Source organism: Methylotenera mobilis JLW8 (assembly GCF_000023705.1).
Taxonomy (GTDB): Bacteria; Pseudomonadota; Gammaproteobacteria; order Burkholderiales; family Methylophilaceae; genus Methylotenera; species Methylotenera mobilis.
Genome location: NC_012968.1, coordinates 1,456,805 through 1,481,428, shown reverse-complemented (window position 1 = coordinate 1,481,428; position 24,624 = coordinate 1,456,805). Strand labels below are relative to the sequence as shown.

Here is a 24,624-nt window from a genome sequence, read left to right as displayed (position 1 = left end):
GTTATTGACTATTTTGTAAGACGTTGCCAAGTTGCTACCACGGTATCAGGGTTAAGTGATACAGATTGGATACCTTCTTCAACCAGCCATTCCGCAAAGTCAGGATGGTCTGATGGGCCTTGACCGCAAATACCCACGTATTTACCTAAGCGATTTGCAGTGGTGATTGCCATTTTCAGCAATACTTTTACCGCATCGTTACGCTCATCAAAGCCATCAGCAAGGATGCCTGAGTCACGGTCCATACCTAAGGTTAGTTGGGTAAGGTCGTTTGAGCCAATTGAGAAGCCGTCAAAGTAAGCCAAGAACTGCTCAGCAAGCAATGCGTTAGATGGAATCTCACACATCATGATTAGACGTAAGCCATTCTCACCTCGTTTCAGGCCGTTTGCAGCCATAATCTCAGTCACTGCTTTCGCTTCAGCTAAGGTGCGAACGAAAGGAATCATCAACTCAACGTTGGTTAAGCCCATTTCATCACGTACTTTTTTCATAGCGATACATTCCATCGCAAAACACTCTTTGAAGTCTTCTGCCATGTAACGCGCTGCACCACGGAAACCGATCATTGGGTTTTCTTCATCTGGCTCGTAGATCTCGCCACCCACCAATTTTTTATACTCGTTTGATTTGAAATCAGAAGTACGCACAATCACTGGTTTTGGATAGAACGCCGCTGCAATGGTTGCAACGCCTTCTGCCACTTTGTCGATATAGAACTGTTTAGGTGAAGCATAGCCGCGTGAACGGTTTTTAATGGTGGTTTGAATCGCACTTGGCATGGCTTCCATATTCAAAATTGCTTTTGGATGGATGCCGACCATGTTGTTGATTACGAACTCTAAACGAGCCAAGCCTACGCCATCGTTAGGTGTATTAGCAAAGCTAAATGCCATGTCCGGGTTGCCAACGTTCATCATGATTTTGCATGGTGCAGGTTTCAGTGCCGCTGCCGCTTGTGTGCTTACGTCATACTCGATTTCACCGTGGTAAACAAAGCCTGATTCGCCTTCTGCACATGACACGGTAACTACTTCGCCTTCACGCAATACATCAGTCGCGTTTACCGCACCAACAATCGCAGGAATACCTAATTCACGCGCAATAATTGCTGCGTGGCAAGTGCGGCCGCCACGGTTGGTGACCAAAGCGCTAGCACGCTTCATCACTGGCTCCCAGTTAGGGTCTGTCATATCAGCAACTAATACGTCACCAGGCTGTACCAAGTGCATATCTGCTGGGTCTAACACGATACGTACTGGGCCTACGCCTACTTTTTGTGTCACAGCGCGGCCTACCACTAGTGGTTTTTCGCTGTGTTTGTTAAGTTTGAATGTCTCAGTAACGTTGCTTGCTGCTTCTTGTGATTTAACAGTTTCAGGGCGCGCTTGCAGGATGTAGAGTTTGTTGTCTACGCCGTTTTTACCCCACTCGATATCCATTGGACAGCCGTAGTGCGCTTCAATAATCATCGCATAGCGTGCTAGTTCTAGCACGTCATCATTTGATAATGAGTAGCGGTCGCTATCAGCTGGGTCAACCTCTACGGTGTGTGTACTTTTGCCTGCGCGAGTTGCATCACTGAACACCATTTTGATCAGTTTAGAACCCATCGTGCGTCGCACGATAGATGGTTTGCCTTGTGCAAGTGTAGGTTTGTGTACATAGAACTCATCAGGGTTCACCGCACCTTGCACCACTGTTTCACCTAGACCGTAAGATGATGTGATAAACACCACGTCTTTAAAGCCAGATTCAGTATCAATGGTGAACATCACGCCAGCACAGCCAATGTCGCTACGTACCATTTGCTGTACGCCTGCTGACAATGCTACATCTGCGTGTACAAAGCCTTTGTGTACACGGTATGAGATTGCGCGGTCGTTATATAAAGAAGCAAATACTTCTTTGATAGCGTGCAAGATGTTATCTAAACCGTGGATGTTAAGGAATGATTCTTGTTGGCCAGCAAATGATGCGTCCGGTAGATCTTCTGCCGTTGCAGATGAGCGAACTGCAAATGTAGCGCCGTTACCTGATTTAGCAATCAACGTTTCATAGTTTTCAGCAATTGCTTTTTCCAGTGCGGCAGGAAATGGTGCAGCCATAATCCATTCACGTACTTGTTTACCACAAGTAGCAAGGGCTTGTGTGTCGTCTACGTTCAGTTTATCAAGCTCAGCATTGATTTTGGCATCTAAGCCATCTTGAGCTAAAAATTCACGATACGCATCTGCTGTAGTAGCAAAACCAGTAGGGACGCGTACTCCTTTTGCAGACAGTTGAGAAATCATTTCGCCTAGCGATGCATTTTTGCCGCCGACTGAAGGGACGTCTACGTTGCGTAAATTTTCAAATGGAATAACGTGGGCTGACATGATAGTTCCTTAGTTCAAACAAATGATTAATTTTCTAACTATATACTCGACACTCGCGCTTCATTTTAAAGCTAATTGACCCGTTTGGGTGATGCCTTGTGCGTAGAAGGGGAGGTGAACGCGTTAGATTATTTTAATAATCCCTCATTTTGCCTAATTATGTTGGGGTTGTCACCTGAAAAACTACAGATTGAATAAAATCTTTGGTTTTTTAAACTAGCTCTAACACTAAAATTATTAGGGCAAGAATGTTTTGCGTATGAAAATTGCTTAGCCTAAGTTAAAATAAATTAAAGAAGCTAAATTATCACCATTAATACGATTATCACTATGCAATGTTACACCCATGCAATGTTACACAGAGCGAAGCGTTCGCATCAAGCCGGATTGCTAAAAATTAGTTCAGCAGGAATGATCAATGGCCACTAGCGTTGAGGTGTCAACTAGCGGTCGCTTGCATATGGGTTTTTTCGATTTGCATGGTGGGCTTGGGCGCAAGTTTGGTAGTATAGGCTTGAGCCTGAGTGAGCCCAATTTGGTGCTCACTGCCAAGCGATCAAAATCGCTTCAGGTGTCAGCTGCGAGTGTTGTGCCGGAGTCGGTCGTTGCGCGGATTGCTAAAGTTTCGCAGCAGATTTTAAATGCAATGAACATTACAGATGCTGTTGAAGTTAATATTAGCGAGGCTGTGCCTGAGCACTCAGGCTTAGGGTCTGGTACCCAAATGGCACTGGCGGCTGGTGCTGCGATAAGTCATTTGTACCAGCTTAATTTAACTAGCATGCAAATAGCCACATTAACAGGACGCGGTAGGCGTTCTGGGGTTGGTATTTCTGCTTTTGATTACGGTGGTTTACTGGTGGATGGCGGACGAGTAGTTTCTGCTGTAAATGCTAGCCCACCACCAATGCTGGCGAGGTATGACTTCCCTGAAGAGTGGGCTATCTTGTTAATTTTTGATGCAAGTGAGCCAGGTATTCACGGCGAGCAGGAGAAGATAGCGTTTAACGAATTGCCGACTTTTCCGGAAAGCTTGGCCGCCCAGTTGTGTAGGCATGTGCTGATGCAGGCGCTGCCCGCATTAGTTGAGCGAGATTTGCTCGCTTTTGGCCAAAGCATTCAAGTGCTGCAGCAGCATGTAGGCGATTACTTTTTACCGGTGCAAGGTGGCAGGTATGCCAGCCGATTGGTAAGCGCGGTGCTGGAGCGCCTTGAGCTGATGGGCGTGCCATGTTTTGGCCAAAGTTCTTGGGGGCCAACTGGTTTTGCTATATTTGCGAATAAAAACCAGGCAGAGCTGCATTTGCAGCAGCTAAAAACAAGTTTCACCGATAGTGCACTTTCATGGAAAATTTGCAGTGCGTGCAATCATGGTGCAAAATTCAATAAATTCGACGTAACCGTATAAATTTACAATGGTTAGGTTAGTGAAAATTAACACAAACAAACTAAAATTAAGGAAAGTAACAATGGAAAAAGCTAGCATTTTGCATGTATTCACGGCCGCTAAGAACGCAAGTCCGTTCGATGTCAACATGGCGTTTGACGCTGGTTTTGATAAAGTTGTACCGTATACGAATGTTGAACTCTCTGAGGTAACTGGTTTAACGCAAGATGCAATTTTCTCACGTGGCCTTTCAGGTGTTAAGCGTGAAGCAATTTTTATTGGTGGTCGTGATATCGATTTGGCGATGGATATGCTAAATACTGCTAAGAAAGCAATGTTTGCACCTTTTGCCTGTTCAGCATTTGCTGACCCATCAGGCGCGTTCACTACTGCAGCAGCAATGATTGCAAAAGTAGAAGCTAGCCTTAAAGAAAACTTTGGTGAGAGCCTAGCTGGCAAAACTTTGAGCGTATTTGGTTCTACTGGCCCAGTTGGTAGCTGTGCATCAATTATTGCAGCACAGCAAGGTGCTAACGTACAAATGGTTGCACATAGCTCAGTAGAAGCAGTAGTACCTAAGGCTACTGCTTGGAATGAAAAATACCAAGTAAGCATGAAAGTAGTTGATGGTACAACTGAAGCGAAAAAAGAAGAGATTTTAGCTGAATCTGACATCGTGATTTGTTCAGCTGCTGCTGGTATTCAAGTGATTAGCAAAGAACAGTTAGCCATTGCGAAAAAACTAAAAGTTGTTGCTGACGTAAATGCAGTTGCACCACTTGGCGTGCAAGGCGTGAGTGTAAGTGATGACAGCGTGCAAATTGAAGGTACCAACATTTACGGTATTGGCGCGATTGCTGTTGGTCAGTTGAAATACAACACGCAACATCAATTGCTAAAACAAATGTTGCCATCAGACCAACCGTTTGAAAAACCAAAATATTTGGAATTCTCAGCTGCATTTAAGTTGGCGCGTGATCTATTAAAAGTTCACTCTTAATCATCGCATTATCAGCGCGGCCTTATGTTGAGGCCGCGGTCAGCGCTCGCTATAGGGTTGTAGCGATTGATGCATTTTCTGATGCGCAAACGGTTGCTTTGGTAGAGAAAGCGCTGATAGTAAAGCATGATGCTTTTGGATTTGATGCAGAAGACTTGCTACAAACGTTGAATGCACTAGATGTCGAAAATTTAGATGGTGGCTTGCAGCTTTGTCAGTTTGCAGGCGTTGTGTATGGTAGTGGGTTTGAAGCGCAACCAGATTTGTTACAAAAGGTGGCTGCGTTAATTCCAGTAGTTGGTAATGCTCCTGCCACTTTGGCCTCAGCCAAAGATATGAACGTGTTTTTTGCAGTGATGCAAAAGCTAAATATCCAGCATCCTGAAACTTTTGAGCAGTTGCCTGCTGATGTCGATTTAGATTTGTATGTAAGTAAACTCTCTGGCGGTAGCGGTGGTGTACATATCAAACCCGCCGCGTCGACACCGGGTCGTGCACTAGCGCATCATTATTTTCAACGCAAGCTTGCAGGTATGCCAGTTTCGCTATTGTTTATTGCCAATGGCACTGATGTTGAAGTGGTGGGTTTTAATGAGCAATGGATCTGTGCCAGTGCGCAGTTGCCGTTTCGGTATGGCGGTGCAGTGAGTCATGCTGTGTTATCTGCTAAGGTACAGCAGCAATTGTTAGATGCAGCTAGGCAGTTAACTTTGGCATTTGGACTGCTCGGTTTAAATAGTTTGGATGCCATTGTGCATCAAACAGGGACTGGTGTAGAGCAGGTATATGTATTGGAAATTAACCCGCGGTTAAGCGCCACGATTGATTTATACGATAATGGTGGTGTTTTGTTTGAACGCCATGTGCAGGCGTGTATGCATAGGCGATTAGCTGGTGTGTATGCGTGGCAGCATGAGTATAAAACGGTATCTAAAGCGCATGCGATTGTGTATGCCGATATTGATGTTACATTAAATACAGAAATGGTTTGGCCTGACTGGGTGACGGATACGCCTGTCCAGTTGGATGCACCATTAAAGATTGTAGCTGGTGCTCCAGTTTGCAGTGTGCTGGCGTATGCAGATAGTGCGGACGCGGCAAAAAAAGAAGTGCTGACTAGAGTGCAGCAGATTAAAAATTTATTACAATCTACTCATTAAACAAACCTTGCTTCCACGAGGCTGGTGAGTAGTGCAAAGGAAAAAAAATGCAAAATACCTCTTCAACCCAAACATCGGCGACAGCGCCTAGTGTTAATCAGCTTAGTGCGCCGTTGGTAAAAAGGCTAATAGAGCAAGCGGAGACTTTGCACGTTGGTGTATCTCAACACGCTTCTGGCTGTACCATCGTGGATGCTGGCATCCAGTTTCCTGGCTGTGCAGAGGCTGGTCGTTTAATCGCTGAGATTTGCATGGGTGGTTTAGGCGAAGTTAGTTTGCAAGCGGATGAACGCTTCGCTGACTGGCATGACGCAATTGCCGTGAGTTCAACACAGCCTGTGCACGCTTGCTTGGCCAGCCAATACGCAGGTTGGGCGCTCAGCCATGAGAAGTTCTTTTCATTAGGTTCAGGGCCTGCACGTGCTTTGGCACAGCGTGAAGAGTTATTTAAAGAGCTAGCTTACGTAGATAGCGGCACCAGCACTTGTATCGTGTTGGAAACAGACAAAGTCCCGCCAGTGGAAGTGATTGAAAAAATCTTGCGTGACACCAAAATGTCTGCAGAGCAGTTAACCATTATCTTGACGCCAACTACCAGTGTGGCTGGCGTGGTACAGATTGTAGGCCGCGTATTGGAAGTTGCGTTGCACAAAGCGCACACCTTGCACTTCCCATTAGAAAATATCGTGAGTGGCACAGGCTTGGCGGTATTGCCGCCAGTGGCAAGTGACTTTATGACCGGTATGGGTCGTACTAACGACGCTATTTTGTTTGGCGGTTTTGTAAGCCTGCAAGTGAAAGGTGACGATGCAGCGGCAGCGAAATTAGCGCAAGATTTGCCAAGTAGCGCATCTAAAGATTACGGCAAAACATTTGCTGAAGTATTTAAATTCTACGAGATGGATTTCTACAAAATTGACCCAATGTTGTTTAGCCCAGCTAAAGTAAAGGTAACCAACGTTGATACTGGCAATGTGTTTGAAGCTGGTCAGTTAAATGCAGATTTGATCAACATCTCATTCCGCTAATTCTTCGCGTGTGAATTAAACCCTGAATCATATTAATTATTAGTTTTACGCACACTTGAAAATACCTATTTTTACCGATGATGCTGGTTGGCAGGGCAACCAGCTCAAGCTTGCCTTCGCAAAGCGTGGGGTTGAAACCAGCTTTGTATCACTGCAGGACTGTGTGATTGACCTTTCACAGCCACGTTCGCAGATCCATATTCCAGGTTTTGATAGTAACCCGCGTGCAGCTTTTGTACGTGGTGTGGCCGGTGGTACTTTGCAGCAGGTGATTACACGTTTGAATGTACTGCATCTGTTAACTGTGCAAGGCGTACGCATTTACAATCAAGCGCGTGCCATTGAGCGCACCGTAGATAAAGCCATGACCAGTTTTTTGCTGCGTGAGCATCAGGTGAGGACGCCAGCTACTTGGGTGTGCGAATCAAGACAGCAGGCGGCAATAGTGCGTCAGCAAGCTGCGAAAAATCATCAGCAGCTGGTATTGAAACCATTGTTCGGCTCACAAGGGCAGGGTGTGCGTAAACTGGAGGCATATGAGCCTTTACCTGTGCCCATGCAGCAGTACGTAGATGGCATTTATTACTTTCAGGAATTTATAGAAACCGCCGATGCGCCACATGATTACCGTGTGTTTGTGGTGGCTGGCAAAGTGATCTCTACGATGCGCAGATTAGGTGATGGCTTTGTGAATAACGTTGCCGCTGGCGGGCGCTGTGAAGCAGTAGAAGCTGATGATGCTATGGTGGAAATCGCGCTAAAAGCAACTAAGGCGGTTGATATAGATTATTGTGGTGTTGATGTGATTCAAGCTGCGAGTGGTGAATATTACGTGTTGGAAGTGAACAGCATCCCTGCATGGCGCGGTTTGCAAAGCGTAACCAATTTTAATATTGCGGAAGTGTTGGTGGATGACTTTTTGCATAAATTAAACGGGCCTGTTGAATAATGGCTAGTCAATTCACACCTACGCAATTGGCTCTAGCCTATAAAAATTCATGTATGGGAGAATTGCAGGCATTGAAGCCTGGCAATGTGCATGCATTCTCTGATGGTCACGGCATGACTATTCAAGACTTTATTCAAAGCGCGGATGTGTCGGCAGAGCCGATTGCTAAGGCGAGTCTTTCTGTAGGTGAACGCGTTTTTTATGCGGTAGAAGCTACGCAAAAAGCGGTAGGGCAAAACACCAATTTAGGCATGCTTTTATTATGCGCACCTTTGCTTCATGCAGCTTCAAACTTGCAAGCTAACCAATCTTTATGGGGCCAGTTGTACCAAACGCTAAATCAACTGAGCTTAGATGATGCAGTTTGGGTTGCCAAGGCGATTGTGCTGGCAAATCCGGGTGGATTGGGTGCATCTAGTCAGCATGATGTTCATGAGTCGCCTAGTGTTAGTCTTCTTGAAATGATGCGTTCAGCACAAGATAAAGACCGCGTTTCTTGGCAGTATTCAAATTGCTTTCAGGATATAGTGGATTTTGGTGTTAATTTATACGCTGATGCATTACTCAAATGGGAGAATGCGGCTTGGGCAACAACGGCTTTGTATTTGGGATTTTTAACTAAACATGCCGATACGCACGTGGTACGTAAGCACGGAGAAGGTGTTGCCAATATCCTGATGCAGGAAGCGAAAGAAATGCAGTCTAACTATTGGGCAACACACAATCCCAAACTAATGCAGAAGCAATTGCTTGTGTGGGATGCCTCTCTTAAAGCAAGAAAAATCAACCCTGGTACTAGTGCAGACTTAACTGTGGCTACTTTGCTAGCGAGTGAATTGGCGTTTGCAATATAACAAGTATTTCACTACCTCACTCTAACTCAGCGATTGACTCCTAGGCATTCCTTGAGTGCTATAAACAGTTCGGTGTAATTGGGTAGTAAGCATCAACAATTCGGAATAAAAATATAAATGAAAATTGCATTGTTGGAAGATGACTTGGCCTTTGCCGATGTGCTGATTGAGTGGTTGCAGCAAGATAATTTTGAGGTGGATCACTTTAAAACTGGATTGGATTTCTTACGTCAGTTTTCACACGGGCAATATGATTTATGTGTGTTTGATTGGGCTTTACCTGATATGGAAGGGCCGGATGTCATGGTGAGCATCAAGCTTAGAGCTAAAAAGTTACCCCCAATTATTTTTTTTACTGGCAGGTCTGAAGAACAGGATATTGTTCGTGTGATTGAAGCCGGTGCCGATGATTATGTTGTTAAACCAGCCAGTCGACCTCTACTAATGGCGCGCATCCATGCACTACTAAGGCGCACATCGAATCAGCTTGTTGATAAAACTAATTATGAGTTCTATGCGCTGAGGTTTGACACTAAACTGAGAGTCGCAACACTTGCCGGAGAGGCGGTAAGGCTAACCGATAAAGAGTTTGATTTGGCATTGTATTTTTTGAAAAATGAAGGTGTTTTGTTATCAAGAGTACACTTAATGAATGTGGTGTGGGGTGCTACGTCAGAAGTAGAAACGCGCAAGGTTGATGTGCATATTAGTCACTTACGTACTAAACTAAAACTGACGTCAGAATATGGTTGGAGATTAACTTCAATTTACCAGCAAGGCTACCGCCTAGAGCGCAATCGCTAGCGATTTACTATTGTCAGTTGCTGACAATTTACAAAACTTAACAAATCAGTGCGGCTTGATATTGAAAAAAATAGGGTTGTTCGTGGTACTTTGTGTGTCAGTTCCAGTTTGAAAAAATGACTTGCATGAACACCATTAAAATAACAAAAATTTCGTGCTGTACATTAGGTTTGCTACTAAATTTGGCAAATATTGCCATTGCCGATGATTTGGTCCAATCTTGCAATTTAGTGCCCAATTTACATAAACCCTATCAACTAGTAAACGATTTATGCAAATAAATGATAGATTGTTTACTGCCATTGCCCTAGCCCTTATAGCTTGTGCATTTACTTTAAGTGAGGTTTTAGTTCGGTTTGATCATTTTTATTATGATCTAGGGCAGCGCCTAAGTTTCAAAAATGCACCAGATAATATAGTGATTGTTGCAGTTGATGAGGCGAGTATTAATGCCATTGGTAAATGGCCTTGGTCTAAGCGATTCCATACGGAGCTTATTAATCATTTAGTCGGTCAGCAACCGAAGGTAATAGGTTTTGGTGTCGTATTTTCTGAGCCAGAGCGCGATGCTGAAGAAGTAGACTATGCTTTTGCGCAAGCGATTAGACGTGCCGGTAATGTTGTTTTACCTGTTTTGCTTGAGGCGCCTTATGTTGGTGCTGCTGTTAAGCAGAGTTTACCTATTCCGCCATTAGTTGGATCAGTTGCTGGTTTTGGTCGACTTAACGTTTTGCTTGATTCTGATGGCGTCGCACGTAGCTTTTACCTATGGGAAGGTTTGTCGTCATCAGCCCTCACCTCAGTAGGACTGCCACATTTTTCACAATCGGTATTGCAGGTTGCTCATATGCTTCCTGCCTATGTGAATACTGTTGCTCCAGTTATTCATCCATCGAACCCGAGTGCGCTAAATTATGCCGGAGATGCTGCGCAGCGCTTGATTTCATATTCACCGCGGAAAGTTGATTTCTTTGGACCACCTAGACACTTTAATCAGATCTCCTATGTGGATGTTTTGGCTAATAAGTATTCATCTGATTTTTTCAGGGACAAAATTGTACTGGTTGGTGTGACAGCATTAGGAGGCGGTGATGTGCTGTATACGCCAGTTTCAAGCTACTCGCAACCAATGCCGGGGATAGAGTTTCACGCTAATGCGATTGCCGCGATGCAAGATGCATCATTGGTCGTGGATGCGCCAGGTTGGCTCGTCAGTTTGCTATGTGCGCTATTGGCAATGTTTCCATTGTTATGGTTGCCTAGGATGCAGCCTTTGAAATCTGTGGTGATGATTGCAGTATATTTCCCCATGATTATCTTAGCTTCACTTTCTATTGTGCACTGGTGGCAAGTTTGGATCCCTGTTTCAGGTGCTTTAGCGGCTATCTTGTTAGCTTATCCAATCTGGAGTTGGCGTAAGCTTAATTCTGCCCAACTGTCCTTAGATAAAGAGTTGCAAAGGTTGCGTGATGAGTTGGCTGCCTTGGGTATGGTGACAGAAGACAGTTTAGATGAGTCTAATGTTGATCCGTTGCAGTCAAGAATTTTAAAGGTGAATTTAACAGCGCAGCACTTACGAAACTTACATAAGAGTAGAAATGATACTTTAGCGTTCATCACACATGATATTCGAGCCCCCCTTGGCGCAGCAATGATGTTGTTGGACAAGTTTGAGGCCAATAAATACTCCCAGCGTATGAGCAAAATGTTAATTCGTGCGCATAGTATGGCGGAAGGATTTTTGCAGGCATCGCGAGCGGAGATGGCAAATGTGAATAGATTTCATGAGCTTGATATGGTTAGCCTCACGCAGCAGGCGATTGATGATGTGTATGAAATATCTGTGGCAAAAAGACTAAAGTTGCATAAAGATTTTCCAGAGGAGTGTGTATGGGTAAGGGGGGATTTTGGTTTGCTACTTAGGGCAGTTTCAAACATTTTGCTCAATGCTGTTAAGTACTCACCAGAGCGCGGTGTGATCAGTGTAATCATAGAAAATAATCAGCAATCAATCGTGCTAAAAGTGATCGACCAGGGACCGGGAATACCAGCAAAAAAAATTGCCAAAGTGTTTAAACGTTTTAGCAGGGCTGAAGGCGAACATCAGGCGCAGGAAGGCAGTGGTTTAGGTTTATATTTTGTGAGTGTGACTATTAAAAAGCATCGTGGCAGCGTATCTGTTCATAGCGAAGAGGGGCGTGGAGCCACCTTTATTGTTTCACTACCGTTGGAGCGACGCAAAACTCATCAACCTGTTGAATCTGACCGCAGAAAGCATTATGTGTCGCCATTTAATGACACCATATAGTTTTTAACATCATCACTTTTAAGATATAATCTTGCACTTGATTTTGTACAAGAGTTGTATTCAGATAATTTTTTAGGAGGCAGTAATGGCTAATTTGTTAGAGCAATTAAAATCTATGACCACTATCGTGGCGGATACTGGTGACGTTGAAGCGATCAAGGCAGTTAAGCCTGTTGACGCAACAACAAACCCATCATTAGTGCTAAAAGCAAGCCAATTGCCACAATACGCGCCTTTAATCGAAGCTGCGGTTGCTTACGCAAAAGCACAAGGCGGTACTAAGGCTGAACAAATTGATAACGCTGCTGACAAATTAGCAGTGTTGATTGGTGCAGAAATCACTAAAGAAGTGCCAGGTCGTATCTCAACAGAGGTTGATGCACGTCTATCTTTCAATTTAGATGCAATGGTGGCTAAAGGCCGTAAATTGATCAAACTATACGAAGAGTCAGGCATCAGCAAAGACCGCGTGTTGATCAAACTAGCATCAACATGGGAAGGCATCAAAGCCGGCGAAATCCTAGAAAAAGAAGGCATCCAATGTAACCTGACATTGTTATTCGGTTTCGGCCAAGCACGTGCATGTGCTGAAGCTGGTGTATTCTTGATCTCTCCATTTGTTGGCCGTATCTTAGACTGGTACAAAGCTAAAAACCCAACAACAGAATACACACAAGAAACTGACCCAGGTGTGGTTTCAGTACGTGCTATTTACCAATACTACAAAGAGCATGGCTACAAAACAGTGGTAATGGGCGCTTCATTCCGTAACACAGGCGAGTTGGTTGCTTTAGCTGGTTGTGACCGTTTGACAGTTTCACCAAACTTGTTGCAAGACCTGGCTGCTACTGAAGGCACATTGACCCAAGTATTGAAAGACACTGGCGCAACTAAACCAGCACCGGCAAAAATGACAGAAGCTGAGTTCCGTTTTGAATTGAACCAAGACCCAATGGCAACAGAAAAACTTGCTGAAGGTATCCGTGGTTTCGTAGTTGACCAAAACAAACTTGAAGCAGCATTAAGCGAAAAACTGTAATACTTTGGTATTATTTTTGTAATTAAAGCGTAATCGTTGCGCTTTAGAATTGACATAAATTAGCTGGGCATTTACCATGAGTGTCCAGTTTTTTATGAGGCCGAATTTAGGCACTTAAATTCGAACGAGTGAAAGTCGAAGCGCAGTTATTTTTAGTTAATTATTTCGTAATTTATTGCGGATAAAATTAGCTAAACTTGATGTGAGTCGAGTTTCGCAAAATAGTAATAAATGTAATTCTTAAAATTATTAAACGGAGAAACACCATGGCATTAACACAAATGGCATTAGATTCATTAGATTTCGACGCAACAGTTGCATTAGCAACAACAGTTGCTCCACACGTGGACATCCTTGAAATCGGTACACCATGCATCAAGCACAACGGTATCAAATTGCTTGAAACATTACGTGCTAAATTCCCAAACAACAAAATCTTAGTTGACTTGAAAACAGCTGACGCTGGTTTCTACGAAGCTGAGCCATTCTACAAAGCTGGTGCTGACATCGTTACTGTATTAGGTATTTCTGATATGGGTACAATCAAAGGTGTAATCGATGCTGCTAACAAATACGGCAAAAAAGCACAAATCGACTTGATCAACGTTGCTGACAAAGCTGCTGTTACTAAAGCTGCTGCTGCTGCTGGCGCACACATCATTGGCGTGCACACTGGTCTTGACCAACAAGCTGCTGGTCAAACTCCATTTGCTGACTTAGCATTGGTTGCTGCTTTGAACCTAGGCGTTGAAATCTCTGTTGCTGGTGGCGTTAAAGCTGCTACAGCTAAACAAGTTAAAGACGCTGGCGCAACAATCATCGTTGCTGGTGCTGCTATCTACGGCGCTGCTGATCCTGCTGCTGCTGCTGCAGAAATCACATCTATCGTTCACGCTTAATTTAAGCTCTTTTCAATAAGTTTTTTATTGAAATGAACGGTTAAAAAATCCTGACTCAGTAATGGGTCGGGATTTTTTTTGGGATTTTAAGTATTCACTAAAATCATTGATTCGATAAGGAAATATCATGAGTAGTAGTCAAAAACTAATTTTAGACAAGTTAACAAGTATCTTGGCTGAAACAGACAATTCTAAATCAGCTGAGTTGTTAAAACTGGTTGAAGGTGCAGGCCGTACATTTATCGGTGGCGCTGGCCGTTCATTGTTAGTATCACGTTTCTTCGCTATGCGTTTAGTACACGCTGGTTACAATGTAAGCATGATCGGTGAAGTGGTTACACCAGCAATCAAAGCTGGCGACTTGCTAGTTTTGGTTTCAGGTTCAGGCGGTACAGAAACACTATTGCCATTCGTGAAAAAAGCAAAATCTGTTGGTGCTAAATTGGTAGTGATTTCTATGAAGAAAACTTCACCAATGGCTGATGCAGCTGACTTAACCATCCAAATTGGTAACGACAGCAGCTTCCCGTTAACTAACGGTATGCCTATGGGTTCACAATTTGAACTTTCAACATTGCTATTCTTAGAAGCTACTATTGCTGATTTGATTTTTGCAAAAGGCCTAACTGAAGAAGGTATGCGCGCTATCCACGCAAACCTAGAGTAGTCGAAAGCTTGCGGTGTAATCGCCGAAAAATTGCAGTATAGTCACAAGCTGCTATAGCCATACGCTATAGTCGTTAGTTAAAAAAAGCCCGATGATTCGGGCTTTTTTTATTGCTGCTGAAGTAACGTGAGTTGTTGCTGTGTTAACTGCTTGCTATGTATAGCTGTGGCAATGAGTGCGCCATGGATACCTAAAGATTTTAGTGTATTTAAATCTGCTATATCTCTAACGCCACCAGCCGCATATAAGTTAAAATCGCCAGCCTTTGCTTGAGTTTGTGTAAGCAACTGCAGATTAACCCCTTGATTGGCGCCTACATGTGCAAGTGACATGATAATCACCGCTTGTGGCCAGTAAGCAGTGCTCTCTAGTAAGGCTTGTGGGCCCTGGTAGCCTGTAGGCATAAAGTCCAGTGAGAGTATGGTTTGCTCACTTATTACATGATAGATAGCCAGATACTGTTCCATACTTACAAAGTTCTCACTACCTAGAATGAGCTTTACACCTGCTTGTGACGATAAATCTGGTTGTGAGGATAAGTTTAGTTGTGACCATAAATCAAGCTCGGTTAAATTGCTGATACCGGCATCCACCCAAAGCGTTAGGTTGGGATAGTGTTGCGCGATAGATGCAATCACGTCAAAGTTGTTGCTTTGAGTGCAGTCCTGAGTGTTGCCAAGTTTTTGTATAGCATTTAGATCTGCAATGTATAGTTGCTGAAAAGGATGTAAAGCAAGCAGGGCGGCAACAATCGCTAAAGGTTCGCTTGAGGGGGTAAGTGCTGATGTGATTGCCTGATAGCGGTGGCGCTCACCTTTTTTTGCGTGAACGACAATGCCGTTAAGTAGATCAATCACTGGAATTATTTGCATGAGTATCTCAAGAAAGGTAATGGCTGCTTTGTTTAATTGGCATCTTAGCCTACACTTTCAATGGCTATAAAGATTGGTTGACTAGGACGTATTATCCCAGCTTCTGTGTGCTTTGGCATGCATCTCGTTAGGGCGGCTTTGGGTTGAGCGTATCAGCGTGATGCGTCGCATAATGTAATTAAAGAGGAATATTCATCATCGAAGCATTAAAAAAAATATTAGTCTGTGAATATATTACCGGCGGTGGTTTGGGCACAGAAGCGTTACCTGAGTCTTTGGTGAATGAGGGTTCGTTGATGCGGGATGCTTTACTGCGTAATCTGACAGAGATGAGTCAATTTGAAATCGTGACATTGCACGATGCCAGGCTTACTCCCTCACCATTGGCGAATCATAGTATTGCAGTGGAGTCTGGGCAGTTTAATCGCATTTTTGCTGAAACACTGCCTAGCGTGGAGTTGGTATGGCTCATTGCGCCGGAAAGCAATGGTGTTTTGTTAGAGCTGAGCGAGTTATGTTATGCAAGCCACGATAAAGGTGCATTATTTTTAGGTTGCGGGTTTGATGCTACTTTAATTGGCACCAGCAAGACTTTGTGTTTTGAGGCTTTGCGTGATGCAAATATCTATACCTTGCCAGTGTATGCGGGGGAAGATCTCGTAGCGGGCAAATGTGAGCAGCTAAGTACAGAACATGTTAGCACTTGGGTTGCTAAACCAGAGGATGGCGCTGGCTGTGAGGGTATTAACTTGTTTGATTCTATCGATGACTTAACGCATTGGGTTAAGCAGGGTGAGCGTTATCTGACCTATTTGGCTCAACCCTATCAAGCTGGTGTGGCGGCCAGTTTTTCGATGTTGTGCCGCAATGGCAAGGCATGGCTGTTAAGTTGTAATGAGCAGCATATCACGCGTGACGGCAACCATTTTAAGTTGTCTGGCATCACAATTAACGGCATGTCAGCTTATTGGCAGCGTTTTGAAACCATCGCCAGAAAAGTTGCCAAAATGCTACCAGACGCGCTGGGTTATGTCGGTGTTGATGTGATTGTGGATACCGAGCATGACCATAAGATTTATGTGATTGAAATTAATCCGCGCTTGACCACCAGCTACGTAGGGCTGGAGCAGGCCTTAGATTATAATCCTGCTAAATTAATCATGGATTGTGTGTTGACCGATAAGTTTGTTATGCCGAATCTAGCCAAAAAACAGGTATTTATCCCACTATGAGTCAGCAAGATATTATTGGTTGGGATGTCGGTGGCGCGCACCTGAAAGCGGTATTAATCAATACGCAGGGACAAGTGCTGCATGCAAAGCAGGTCTATTGCCCTTTGTGGCGTGGGCTAAACGAGTTGGAATCAGCGATTGATGCTATTTTGTCTGAAATGCAGGCTGAGTCGCACATGGTGACTATGACCGGTGAGCTGGCTGATATTTTTGCAGATAGGCATAGCGGTGTGTTAGCTATTGCGCAAACCATGCAGCGCAAACTCAATACAGCTAACCGTGTCGTTCAGCTTAAGTTTTTTGCAGGAAATAAGGGCCTCATAGCGCCAGATGCTGTTGCGCAGGTGACGAGTGAGATAGCATCGATGAACTGGCTAGCCAGCATGCAGTATTTGGCGCAGCAATTACCGCAAGCGATTTTTCTTGATATTGGCAGTACTACCACGGATATTGCGTTGTTAAGTGATGGTAAGCCAGATGTGCAGGGTTTTACCGATGCAGCACGTATGAGGTTTGATGAGTTGGTTTATACTGGGGTTGTGCGAACACCATTAATGGCGTTGGCGCAAAAAATCCCGCTCGCAGGGCAATTAGTGAATGTGGCTGCCGAGCATTTTGCGACCACAGCCGATGTTTACACCCTAACTGGTGAGTTGGCGCCAGAAGATAATATGGCTGATACGGCAGATGGTGCCGATAAAAGCGTAGCATCCAGCGCACGCCGTATCGCCAGAATGGTCGGGTGGGATGCGCATGACGCGCCTTTAGCTGCCTGGATAGGGCTTGCCCATGCATTCAAACATGCGCAGCTCAACATGGTGCGACAGGCTGTATTAAGCAAGCTATCATCTCAACAAGATGCTGTGGCTTCGTTACAGTTGATAGGCGCAGGTGCCGGTGAGTTTTTAACGGCATCTCTTGCCCAGCAGTTAGGGCTTCCATATCGCTCGGTGAGCGAGTTTATTAGTGCAGAAAGTAGTGTAATCAAAAATATGGCGAAGGTTTGTTTTCCAGCTTTTGCAGTTGCTTCACTGGGGCTGTCTGGATGAGTTTTTTAAAGCATGAGTTGCATTACCTAGCGGATAGTGCGCAATATTTTGCACGGATCGCACAGATGCCATGGGCAATGTTTTTGGATAGCGGCCAACTACTGAATCCGCTAACAGGCAAGGCTGGCAGCCAATATGGCCATTATGATATTTTGGTGGCGAAACCGTTTATTACGTTCACTAGCAATGGTCAGCACACCGAAGTGGTGAGTAGAGATGGAAAGCATACTTCACTTGAGGACCCCTTCAAGTTGGTAAATGATGCCTTACAGCCACTGCGTGCCGCTCAATCAGCGTGGCCATTTACCGGAGGTGCGGTTGGTTATTTTGGCTATGATTTAGCCAGACGGTTGGAAAAGCTAGAAAGTACCGCTGTGGATGATGGATTGGTTCCGCAACTGCAAGTCGGCATTTACGATTGGGCGGTGATCGTGGACCACCGCGCGAAAACTACGCATTTGGTTTCTAATGGCTTTGATCGCCAAACGCATGATGATTGGCAGTCGTTATGTGAACTGTTTGATGGGGTAGGACAAAGTGAGGCAGCACAGACTGCTGACTTTGAAATCACATCGGCGGTACGCTCTAACATGGATAAGGCGGCTTATAGCGCGGCTTTTAACGCGATTAAAACCTATATTCATGAAGGCGACTGTTATCAGGTCAATCTGGCGCAGCGATTTTCCGCTACGGCGCACGGTGATGCCTGGGCTTTTTATCAAAAGCTAAGAGAAATTAGCCCTGCACCATTTATGGCATATATGAATTTAGGGCATATGCATGTGGTTTCCGGCTCACCTGAGCGGTTTTTGCAAGTGGTCAATGGGTATGTGGAGACGCGACCAATTAAAGGCACTAGGCCGCGCGCTGCAGATGCGGAGCAAGATGCAGAGTATGCGCAGGACTTGCTTGAAAGCCTGAAAGATCGTGCAGAGAACCTGATGATCGTGGATTTGCTGCGTAATGACATCAGTAAAAACTGTAAAACAGGTTCAGTTAAGGCAGATAAGCTATTTCAATTACAAAGCTTTGCCAACGTGCATCACTTGGTGAGCATCGTAACGGGGGAGTTACTGGCAGATAAATCTGCCATAGATTTATTGCGTGGTTGTTTCCCAGGTGGTTCAATTACTGGCGCGCCTAAACTACGCGCCATGCAAATTATTGAAGAGTTAGAACCGCATCGGCGTGGTGTATATTGCGGCGCGATTGGTTATATCGGCTTTGATGGCAATATGGATACGAATATTGCGATACGCACTGCGGTTTATGTAGAAAAGAAAAATGGCGAAGGTGAAGTCAGCTTTTATGCCGGCGGCGGTATTGTTGCAGATTCAGATGTTGAAAAAGAGTATGTGGAAACTTGGGATAAAGCCTCCAGTATGCTAAAAGTAGTAGAGTGTTTTAGCCGCAAGCCTGAGTAGTTTTAAATAAGCCCTAGTTTTAGATATGAGCGTTAAACCATCGCTTTAAACAGTAGTTTTAAACTTTAGCTTTAGACTTTAGCTTTTAAACCAAGGGGTCGCCTATGTGGGTAGTAAAATTAGGGGGTAGCTTGCTGGGCTCACCAGAGCTGCCGCGTTGGCTGGAAATGTTGGTTAAAATCAGCGATGGCAAAGTCATTATCGTACCCGGTGGCAGTGTATTTGCTGACGCTGTGCGTGTGGCGCAGCAGCGCTCCGGCGTGAGTGATGCCATGGCGCATCACTTGGCATTGCTGGCTATGGACCAGTTTGGTTTATTACTGACTGGCATTAACCCTCATTTGGTCACCGCTAGCAGTGAGTTAGAGCTTGCCGAACGCGGCTGGCAGCATAGGGCTATTGTCTGGTTACCTAGCAAGATGGTATTGGCTGATGATGCCATTGCCAAGAATTGGCAAGTAACCTCCGATAGCTTAAGTGCATGGCTGGCACATAAAATAGGAGCGGAGCGCTTGCTGCTGGTGAAGTCCAAGCCGCTGAGTGACTATGCAAACTCAACATCAGTGTTACTGCAAACCTTGGTACAAGATGAGCTAGTGGACAGTGCCTTTAGTGATTATTGTCTGCAACAGCGCTTCCAAACTTATGTAGTACATAAAGCCAATTATGCCGCGGTTGAACCTATATTAAGTAAGCGCCGTATGGAAGATGTGAGCGTTGCCACCGATCATGTGCTGCTGGTTGATTATTAAATTGGCTTATTAAAAGAAAGTTTTATTATGTCTACAACCCCTGTATTTTCTGAGCAAGAAGTCGAAGCAAGATTAGCGGCAGAACTCCCGCATTGGTATCTGGAAAATGGCTGGATACGCCGCAAGTATAAAACCAGTGGCTGGAAAGCCACGCTGATGGTGGTGAACACGGTAGGGCATTTGGCCGAGGCAGCGTGGCATCATCCTGACTTAACCGTGTCTTATGCGTTTGTTATCGTTAAATTGTGCACACATGACGCAAAAGGCATTACCGAAAAAGACTTTGAGTTAGCGAAAAAGATTGAATCTGTGATTGCTTGGCAGCCCGCTAAGGAAGGTGGTGCCTTAACGGGAACGCCAAACGAAGACGTGCGCTTCAAATACATCAAATACGACGATAAATAGCATTCAGCCTGCTGGCTGTGCTGCTGTTGGTAGTGCTTTAGCCTGCGTGTGGCTCAAACTTGACGCTACGCTCAAATTTACCAAAATGCAGCATAATTGTTGGCAATATCAGCAAGTTAAGTATCGTAGAGGTCACCAATCCACCGACAATAATGGTGGCCATTGGCCCTTCAATCTCTCGACCAGGCTCACCACTGCCAACCGCCAGTGGTAATAAGCCCAAAGCAGTTACCAGCGCCGTCATCAAGATAGAAGGCAGGCGCTCCGATGCTCCGCGGATGCATGTTTCCAGGCACCATACGCAGTTTTCCTCATCCACCAGATGCTGAAAATGTGAGGCCATCATAATTGAGTTGCGCAGGGTAATACCAAACAGCGTCACAAAGCCTACTAGTGAGCCTAATGAAATCCATCCCCCTGTGAGCATCACCGCAATTACGCCGCCTATTAGGGCAAATGGCAAGTTGGCAAAGGTCAGCAGTAGGTTACGTAAGCGCCCAAATGCGATATACAACATTAACAATACACTCACGCCGGCGATTGCCGATTGTAAAATCAGTTTTTCCCTAGATTTGGCATTGGCCTCTGCTGCGCCGGTAAACTCCAAATAGGTGCCTGGGCTCAGCGTTAGTTCGGAGTTCAAGCGAGTTTTTAATTCACTGGTGAACGAGTCAATGTCACGCCCTGAAACATTGGCAGTGACAGTCTGAATGCGTTTGGCACCGGCATGCAGTATTTTTGAGCGGCCGTTTTCTTGCACGATGTCTGCCACATCGCGTAATCTAAATAACTTACCTTCAGCATTGAATAGCGGTAGGCTGCCTGCTTCCTGTACGTCATCCCTAGCCTCCAAGTCCAGCAGCACACTAACGCCAATGACGCGGTTACCTTCATAAACTTGTGTGACAGGTACGCCTTCATAAGCCGCGCGAATATTGTCCAATACATCTGTCGGGTACAAGCCCAGTTGTGCCATTTTCTCTGGGCGTAAGCGCACAACCAGTTGCGGCGTGCCTGGAGGTGATTGCACGGTAACATCTGCCGCGCCTTTAATATCATTCAGGATTCTGGCTATGTTATTTGCATCGCTATCTAACGCGTCTAGGTTTTGTCCATAGATGTTAATCACTGTGCTGGCTGCGTAACCCGAGATGGTTTCTTCAATGCGCTCGGTTAAAAAGGTATTAATGGCAAAGTTGACGCCTACAAAGCCGGTTTCGGCCACACCATCACCGTCGCGATCAACATCTTCACCAGAAAGTTCTTCTCTGATATCAGCTAAAATGCGGCGTTGTTCCTCTCCCGAAATAGCACCAATTTCAATCTCAAACTCGCTATAGTGCGTGCCAAAAGTATCTGCGGCATTAGGTGCGCGGCCTACCCATTGGGTAACGGATTTAACGCCATCAATTTTGCGAATGGTCTCTGAGACTTTTTTACCGATACGCAACGACTCTTGCTCTGAGGTGCCAGGTACCGCTGTCATATGCATGATGTAATGGCCTTCATGAAGTGCAGGGATAAACTGGCTTTTAAATAACGGTAGGGTACCTAAGCCAATGGCAATTAGGATAAAACTGGTGGCAATCACTACTTTGTAATGCGCATCCACCTTCATCAGCACTTTTACATAGATTCTTTTGAAAAATTGAATCAATGGTGGGTCTGTATCGTCAAGTTTGGCATTACCTAGCATGATGTAGCACAGCGCAGGGGTTAGCGTTAGTGCAACAAACAATGAGGCCATAATCGCAGCAATGTAAGCCAGGCCTAACGGCGCGAATAGTTTGCCGGCAACGCCACCTAAGGTGAGTAATGGTAAAAATACTAATGCCACAATAAAGGTTGCATAGACCACAGAGGTACGCACCTCCATCGATGCATTAAACACCACCTGATAGGTAGGTAAGGGTTGTGCCAGCAAACGGTTTTCACGCAGGCGTCTAAAGATGTTTTCGGTATCGATAATTGCATCGTCCACCACTTCGCCAAGTGCAATGGCAAGGCCACCCAGTACCATGATATTCAAGCCAATATTAAAGTAGCTCATGACTACAATCGCGGTGAGTAGTGATAGTGGGATGGCGGTTGCAGAGATAAATGCGGTACGTACATTAAACAAAAATAGAAATAGAATGGTAATCACCAGTACTGAGCCGATAAGAATATCCGCTCGCACACCGCTGATTGCTACTTCAATAAAGTTAGCTGGCCGGAACAAACCTTGATGCAGCTTGATATGTTCAGCGGTCAGGTTAGGTTCCAGTTCTTTTAATGCGCGCTCTACTGCAAGCGTTACACCATGCGTGTTGGCGCCCAGCTGACCTTGTACGGAAAGGTAAACGCCGCTTTCTTCATTAATGGCTGCTGCGCTGATAGAGGGTGCTGCTCCATATGCAACCTTACCTATATCGCCTAGTCTGATGGTTTGCCCATTTTTATGGAGCAGCGTAACTAGTGCCAATTTTTCTGGCGTCGTGGATTGCCCTTCGGTGTTAATCACGATGCGCTGGTTTTTATTCTCAATATAGCCACCACCACGCACCCCTGTGGCTTTTCTCACGGCATCCTCTACTTGCAGTAGTGAGATGCCGTAGCGGATCATTTTTTCAGGGTCAACTTGCACTTGTAGCTGCTTGACTTTGCCGCCAAACACATTGACATCTGCTACGCCGGGTATCGCCAGCAAATGCGGCACGATGGTCCAATCTACCATGGTGCGAAGTTCTGTAAGCGAGCGTGTTTTTGATGTTAAGCCAAAGCCTAATACCGTGCTGGCAGAGGAGGTAAGTGGCGTGATGTTAGGGGTAATACCTTGCGGCAGTTTATTGCCCAAGGTGGAAAGGCGCTCTGCAATGACTTGGCGATTACGATAGATATCGGTCGATTCATTAAAAATAATGGTGACGATAGAAAGGCCAGGAATGGACTGTGAGCGCATGCTTTTAATGCCAACAGTACCGGCAGCGCTGGTTTCAATAGGTTGCGTAACCAGACTTTCCACCAGCTCTGCAGATAGGCCGGGTGACTCAGTTTGAATGATAATCTGGGTGGGTGCAAACTCAGGAAACACATCAAGATTGCTGCGCGTCAGGCTAAACAAGCCATAAACAATAATGAGTGAGGCTAAACCAATAATCACGCCACTAAAGCGGATGGAGAAGCGAACCAAGGCTTGCATCATAGTGAGCGAGCCTCGAGTGATGTTTGGATGCAGTCTGTATGATGGAAGCGATGAACTGAAATAATTGTTCGCATTGCTAGTCCCTTGTTTTGCGGCATGATGGTGTGCCGCATTATTTTTTATCTAAATGCGCTTAAAGCAGCGTGCTAGTCATCGTTCTCGTTCATGATTTGTGATTTGAACTCTTCTGATAGCAATAACTGCGCGCCGCTAACCACCACCTCATCATTGGCTTTTAGGTTACCTTGGTAAAACCAGCCATTTTCCACCTCAATGTCGGTTTGTATCGGCTTGCGTTTAAATGCAGCATCTCCGGTTTTTTGGTATACCCACGGCTTTCCTGCATACCAAATAATAGCGTTGTTAGGGATCACCACGCCGCTGCTCTTCTTGTTAGATGTGGCGGTCACGGCATTGATTTGCATGCCGGTACGCAACTCATTGGTCACCGCGTGGTAAAAGTAGGTTTTACCTTGTATCGTGCTATTGGTGATAGGGGCAGGGGAGATGTAGTCAGCGCGCATGGTGTGTGACGGCGCGGCGGTTGGCGCAATGGTGATGCTGCTATTGGCTTGCGGCTCAGCAGCGTCAAACGGCAGTGTGGTTTGAATCAGCACTTTTTTATTGGAGATAAGCGCTTGCAGCAACTCACTGGCTTGCGGTTTGGTTGCCTGTTGTGCCAGTGTGTCGCCCCACAGTTGGCGCATGCTGTCTACAATATTTCTGGCGTTGGACTCTGCTGCGGTGATTTTTGTCTCATCCGCTTTTGCAGTGGCTGCGGCATTAGCTACTACTTTATCGGATATGTTTTTGTTGTCTTGATTCAGCGCTCTAAAGCGTTCTAACTCATTTTTATTATGGTTAAACGATGCTTTTAACACGTCAATTTCAGACTTCACTGCCAAATAACGATTGCGCAGTTCGATCAGACCGTCAATGCTCACTACATTACCATATGTACTGATGCTGGCCTGATGCGAGCTGGCCTTGAGTTGCGCCGTGAATATATCGCTTTGCTTTTGCGCGGCAGGGCTCACGCTGACAACGGCTATGCCATCTTTATTGGCAACACGGCTGATGGTTTCAATTTCTTCTTCCGTTTGTTCAGAAATAGTCTCAAATTCATCTTTGCCATAAAAGACTAATAGCCAGAACAACAAAACAATTAAAAAAGCTTGTAAGCCTATAATAATGGCAAGTTTACGATTCATTCAGTTTTTCTCCATCATGCGG

20 protein-coding genes are annotated in these 24,624 nt (G+C 45.1%); 16 read left to right on the top strand and 4 right to left on the bottom strand.

Annotation, left to right across the window (positions count from 1 at the left end; genetic code table 11):
• Window positions 1-8: 8 nt before the first annotated feature.
• A complete protein-coding gene (gene ppsA, locus MMOL_RS06855) occupies window positions 9-2,378 on the bottom strand; it encodes a phosphoenolpyruvate synthase (RefSeq protein WP_015832289.1) in 2,370 nt (789 codons plus the stop codon).
• 418 nt (window positions 2,379-2,796) lie between these two features.
• On the opposite strand from ppsA, the gene MMOL_RS06850 reads away from it, so the two are divergent.
• The 11 genes from MMOL_RS06850 (at window position 2,797) to hxlB (ending at window position 14,473) form a co-directional block, all read left to right on the top strand.
• Complete coding sequence (locus tag MMOL_RS06850) at window positions 2,797-3,786, top strand: beta-ribofuranosylaminobenzene 5'-phosphate synthase family protein (protein WP_015832288.1); 990 nt, start codon at window positions 2,797-2,799, stop codon at window positions 3,784-3,786.
• Between the two features lie 61 nt (window positions 3,787-3,847).
• Complete coding sequence (locus MMOL_RS06845) at window positions 3,848-4,765, top strand: NAD(P)-dependent methylenetetrahydromethanopterin dehydrogenase (protein WP_015832287.1); 918 nt, start codon at window positions 3,848-3,850, stop codon at window positions 4,763-4,765.
• Window positions 4,766-4,863: 98 nt separating this feature from the next.
• Complete coding sequence (locus MMOL_RS06840; RefSeq protein WP_148207851.1) at window positions 4,864-5,925, top strand: ATP-grasp domain-containing protein; 1,062 nt, start codon at window positions 4,864-4,866, stop codon at window positions 5,923-5,925.
• A 47-nt stretch (window positions 5,926-5,972) separates the two neighbouring features.
• Window positions 5,973-6,953 (top strand): methenyltetrahydromethanopterin cyclohydrolase, encoded by a 981-nt coding sequence (gene mch, locus MMOL_RS06835; RefSeq protein WP_015832285.1) that lies wholly within the window; start codon window positions 5,973-5,975, stop codon window positions 6,951-6,953.
• Between the two features lie 55 nt (window positions 6,954-7,008).
• A complete protein-coding gene (locus MMOL_RS06830) occupies window positions 7,009-7,902 on the top strand; it encodes an ATP-grasp domain-containing protein (protein WP_015832284.1) in 894 nt (297 codons plus the stop codon).
• Window positions 7,902-8,756: a triphosphoribosyl-dephospho-CoA synthase gene (locus MMOL_RS06825; protein ID WP_015832283.1), complete on the top strand. Its 855-nt coding sequence runs from the start codon at window positions 7,902-7,904 to the stop codon at window positions 8,754-8,756. The genes MMOL_RS06830 and MMOL_RS06825 overlap by 1 nt, the downstream gene beginning before the upstream one ends.
• A 117-nt stretch (window positions 8,757-8,873) precedes the next feature.
• Window positions 8,874-9,560 (top strand): response regulator transcription factor, encoded by a 687-nt coding sequence (locus tag MMOL_RS06820; protein WP_015832282.1) that lies wholly within the window; start codon window positions 8,874-8,876, stop codon window positions 9,558-9,560.
• A 271-nt stretch (window positions 9,561-9,831) separates the two neighbouring features.
• Window positions 9,832-11,868, top strand: coding sequence for a CHASE2 domain-containing protein (locus MMOL_RS06815; protein WP_015832281.1), 2,037 nt, complete (start codon window positions 9,832-9,834; stop codon window positions 11,866-11,868).
• Between the two features lie 85 nt (window positions 11,869-11,953).
• Window positions 11,954-12,907, top strand: a complete 954-nt coding sequence (tal, locus tag MMOL_RS06810; RefSeq protein ID WP_015832280.1) for a transaldolase — start codon at window positions 11,954-11,956, stop codon at window positions 12,905-12,907.
• A 266-nt stretch (window positions 12,908-13,173) separates the two neighbouring features.
• Window positions 13,174-13,806, top strand: a complete 633-nt coding sequence (gene hxlA / locus MMOL_RS06805; RefSeq protein ID WP_015832279.1) for a 3-hexulose-6-phosphate synthase — start codon at window positions 13,174-13,176, stop codon at window positions 13,804-13,806.
• Between the two features lie 127 nt (window positions 13,807-13,933).
• Window positions 13,934-14,473, top strand: coding sequence for a 6-phospho-3-hexuloisomerase (hxlB, locus tag MMOL_RS06800; protein ID WP_015832278.1), 540 nt, complete (start codon window positions 13,934-13,936; stop codon window positions 14,471-14,473).
• A gap of 107 nt (window positions 14,474-14,580) precedes the next feature.
• Here the strand turns inward: hxlB and MMOL_RS06795 are convergent, their stop codons facing one another.
• Window positions 14,581-15,345, bottom strand: a complete 765-nt coding sequence (locus MMOL_RS06795; RefSeq protein WP_015832277.1) for a HisA/HisF-related TIM barrel protein — start codon at window positions 15,343-15,345, stop codon at window positions 14,581-14,583.
• 248 nt (window positions 15,346-15,593) lie between these two features.
• Between MMOL_RS06795 and MMOL_RS06790 the strand changes: the two genes are divergently transcribed.
• The 5 genes from MMOL_RS06790 to MMOL_RS06770 all read left to right on the top strand — a co-directional run bounded on the left by MMOL_RS06790 (window position 15,594) and on the right by MMOL_RS06770 (window position 20,207).
• A complete protein-coding gene (locus MMOL_RS06790) occupies window positions 15,594-16,577 on the top strand; it encodes an ATP-grasp domain-containing protein (protein WP_238524361.1) in 984 nt (327 codons plus the stop codon).
• Window positions 16,574-17,626, top strand: a complete 1,053-nt coding sequence (locus tag MMOL_RS06785; RefSeq protein WP_015832275.1) for a hydantoinase/oxoprolinase family protein — start codon at window positions 16,574-16,576, stop codon at window positions 17,624-17,626. Before MMOL_RS06790 ends, MMOL_RS06785 begins: the two co-directional genes overlap by 4 nt.
• Window positions 17,623-19,050, top strand: a complete 1,428-nt coding sequence (pabB, locus tag MMOL_RS06780; RefSeq protein ID WP_015832274.1) for an aminodeoxychorismate synthase component I — start codon at window positions 17,623-17,625, stop codon at window positions 19,048-19,050. The genes MMOL_RS06785 and pabB overlap by 4 nt, the downstream gene beginning before the upstream one ends.
• A gap of 104 nt (window positions 19,051-19,154) precedes the next feature.
• Window positions 19,155-19,802, top strand: a complete 648-nt coding sequence (locus MMOL_RS06775) for an amino acid kinase family protein (RefSeq protein WP_015832273.1) — start codon at window positions 19,155-19,157, stop codon at window positions 19,800-19,802.
• Between the two features lie 27 nt (window positions 19,803-19,829).
• On the top strand, window positions 19,830-20,207 hold the full coding sequence (locus MMOL_RS06770; RefSeq protein ID WP_015832272.1) for a 4a-hydroxytetrahydrobiopterin dehydratase: 378 nt from the start codon (window positions 19,830-19,832) through the stop codon (window positions 20,205-20,207).
• Between the two features lie 37 nt (window positions 20,208-20,244).
• Here the strand turns inward: MMOL_RS06770 and MMOL_RS06765 are convergent, their stop codons facing one another.
• Complete coding sequence (locus MMOL_RS06765) at window positions 20,245-23,391, bottom strand: efflux RND transporter permease subunit (RefSeq protein ID WP_015832271.1); 3,147 nt, start codon at window positions 23,389-23,391, stop codon at window positions 20,245-20,247.
• 146 nt (window positions 23,392-23,537) lie between these two features.
• Entirely contained in the window at window positions 23,538-24,602 is a 1,065-nt protein-coding gene (locus tag MMOL_RS06760; protein WP_015832270.1) for an efflux RND transporter periplasmic adaptor subunit, read from the bottom strand.
• Window positions 24,603-24,624 lie beyond the last annotated feature (22 nt).

What these genes read in the sequence shown, in the direction of transcription:
- MMOL_RS06765 (WP_015832271.1), bottom strand. Translation starts at nt 23,391, where the DNA reads ATGATGCAAGCCTTGGTTCGCTTCTCCATCCGCTTTAGTGGCGTGATT.
- MMOL_RS06815 (WP_015832281.1), top strand. Translation starts at nt 9,832, where the DNA reads ATGCAAATAAATGATAGATTGTTTACTGCCATTGCCCTAGCCCTTATA.
- MMOL_RS06760 (WP_015832270.1), bottom strand. Translation starts at nt 24,602, where the DNA reads ATGAATCGTAAACTTGCCATTATTATAGGCTTACAAGCTTTTTTAATT.
- MMOL_RS06775 (WP_015832273.1), top strand. Translation starts at nt 19,155, where the DNA reads ATGTGGGTAGTAAAATTAGGGGGTAGCTTGCTGGGCTCACCAGAGCTG.
- ppsA (WP_015832289.1), bottom strand. Translation starts at nt 2,378, where the DNA reads ATGTCAGCCCACGTTATTCCATTTGAAAATTTACGCAACGTAGACGTC.
- tal (WP_015832280.1), top strand. Translation starts at nt 11,954, where the DNA reads ATGGCTAATTTGTTAGAGCAATTAAAATCTATGACCACTATCGTGGCG.
- pabB (WP_015832274.1), top strand. Translation starts at nt 17,623, where the DNA reads ATGAGTTTTTTAAAGCATGAGTTGCATTACCTAGCGGATAGTGCGCAA.
- MMOL_RS06825 (WP_015832283.1), top strand. Translation starts at nt 7,902, where the DNA reads ATGGCTAGTCAATTCACACCTACGCAATTGGCTCTAGCCTATAAAAAT.
- MMOL_RS06820 (WP_015832282.1), top strand. Translation starts at nt 8,874, where the DNA reads ATGAAAATTGCATTGTTGGAAGATGACTTGGCCTTTGCCGATGTGCTG.
- MMOL_RS06845 (WP_015832287.1), top strand. Translation starts at nt 3,848, where the DNA reads ATGGAAAAAGCTAGCATTTTGCATGTATTCACGGCCGCTAAGAACGCA.
- hxlA (WP_015832279.1), top strand. Translation starts at nt 13,174, where the DNA reads ATGGCATTAACACAAATGGCATTAGATTCATTAGATTTCGACGCAACA.
- MMOL_RS06770 (WP_015832272.1), top strand. Translation starts at nt 19,830, where the DNA reads ATGTCTACAACCCCTGTATTTTCTGAGCAAGAAGTCGAAGCAAGATTA.
- MMOL_RS06850 (WP_015832288.1), top strand. Translation starts at nt 2,797, where the DNA reads ATGGCCACTAGCGTTGAGGTGTCAACTAGCGGTCGCTTGCATATGGGT.
- MMOL_RS06785 (WP_015832275.1), top strand. Translation starts at nt 16,574, where the DNA reads ATGAGTCAGCAAGATATTATTGGTTGGGATGTCGGTGGCGCGCACCTG.
- mch (WP_015832285.1), top strand. Translation starts at nt 5,973, where the DNA reads ATGCAAAATACCTCTTCAACCCAAACATCGGCGACAGCGCCTAGTGTT.
- MMOL_RS06795 (WP_015832277.1), bottom strand. Translation starts at nt 15,345, where the DNA reads ATGCAAATAATTCCAGTGATTGATCTACTTAACGGCATTGTCGTTCAC.
- hxlB (WP_015832278.1), top strand. Translation starts at nt 13,934, where the DNA reads ATGAGTAGTAGTCAAAAACTAATTTTAGACAAGTTAACAAGTATCTTG.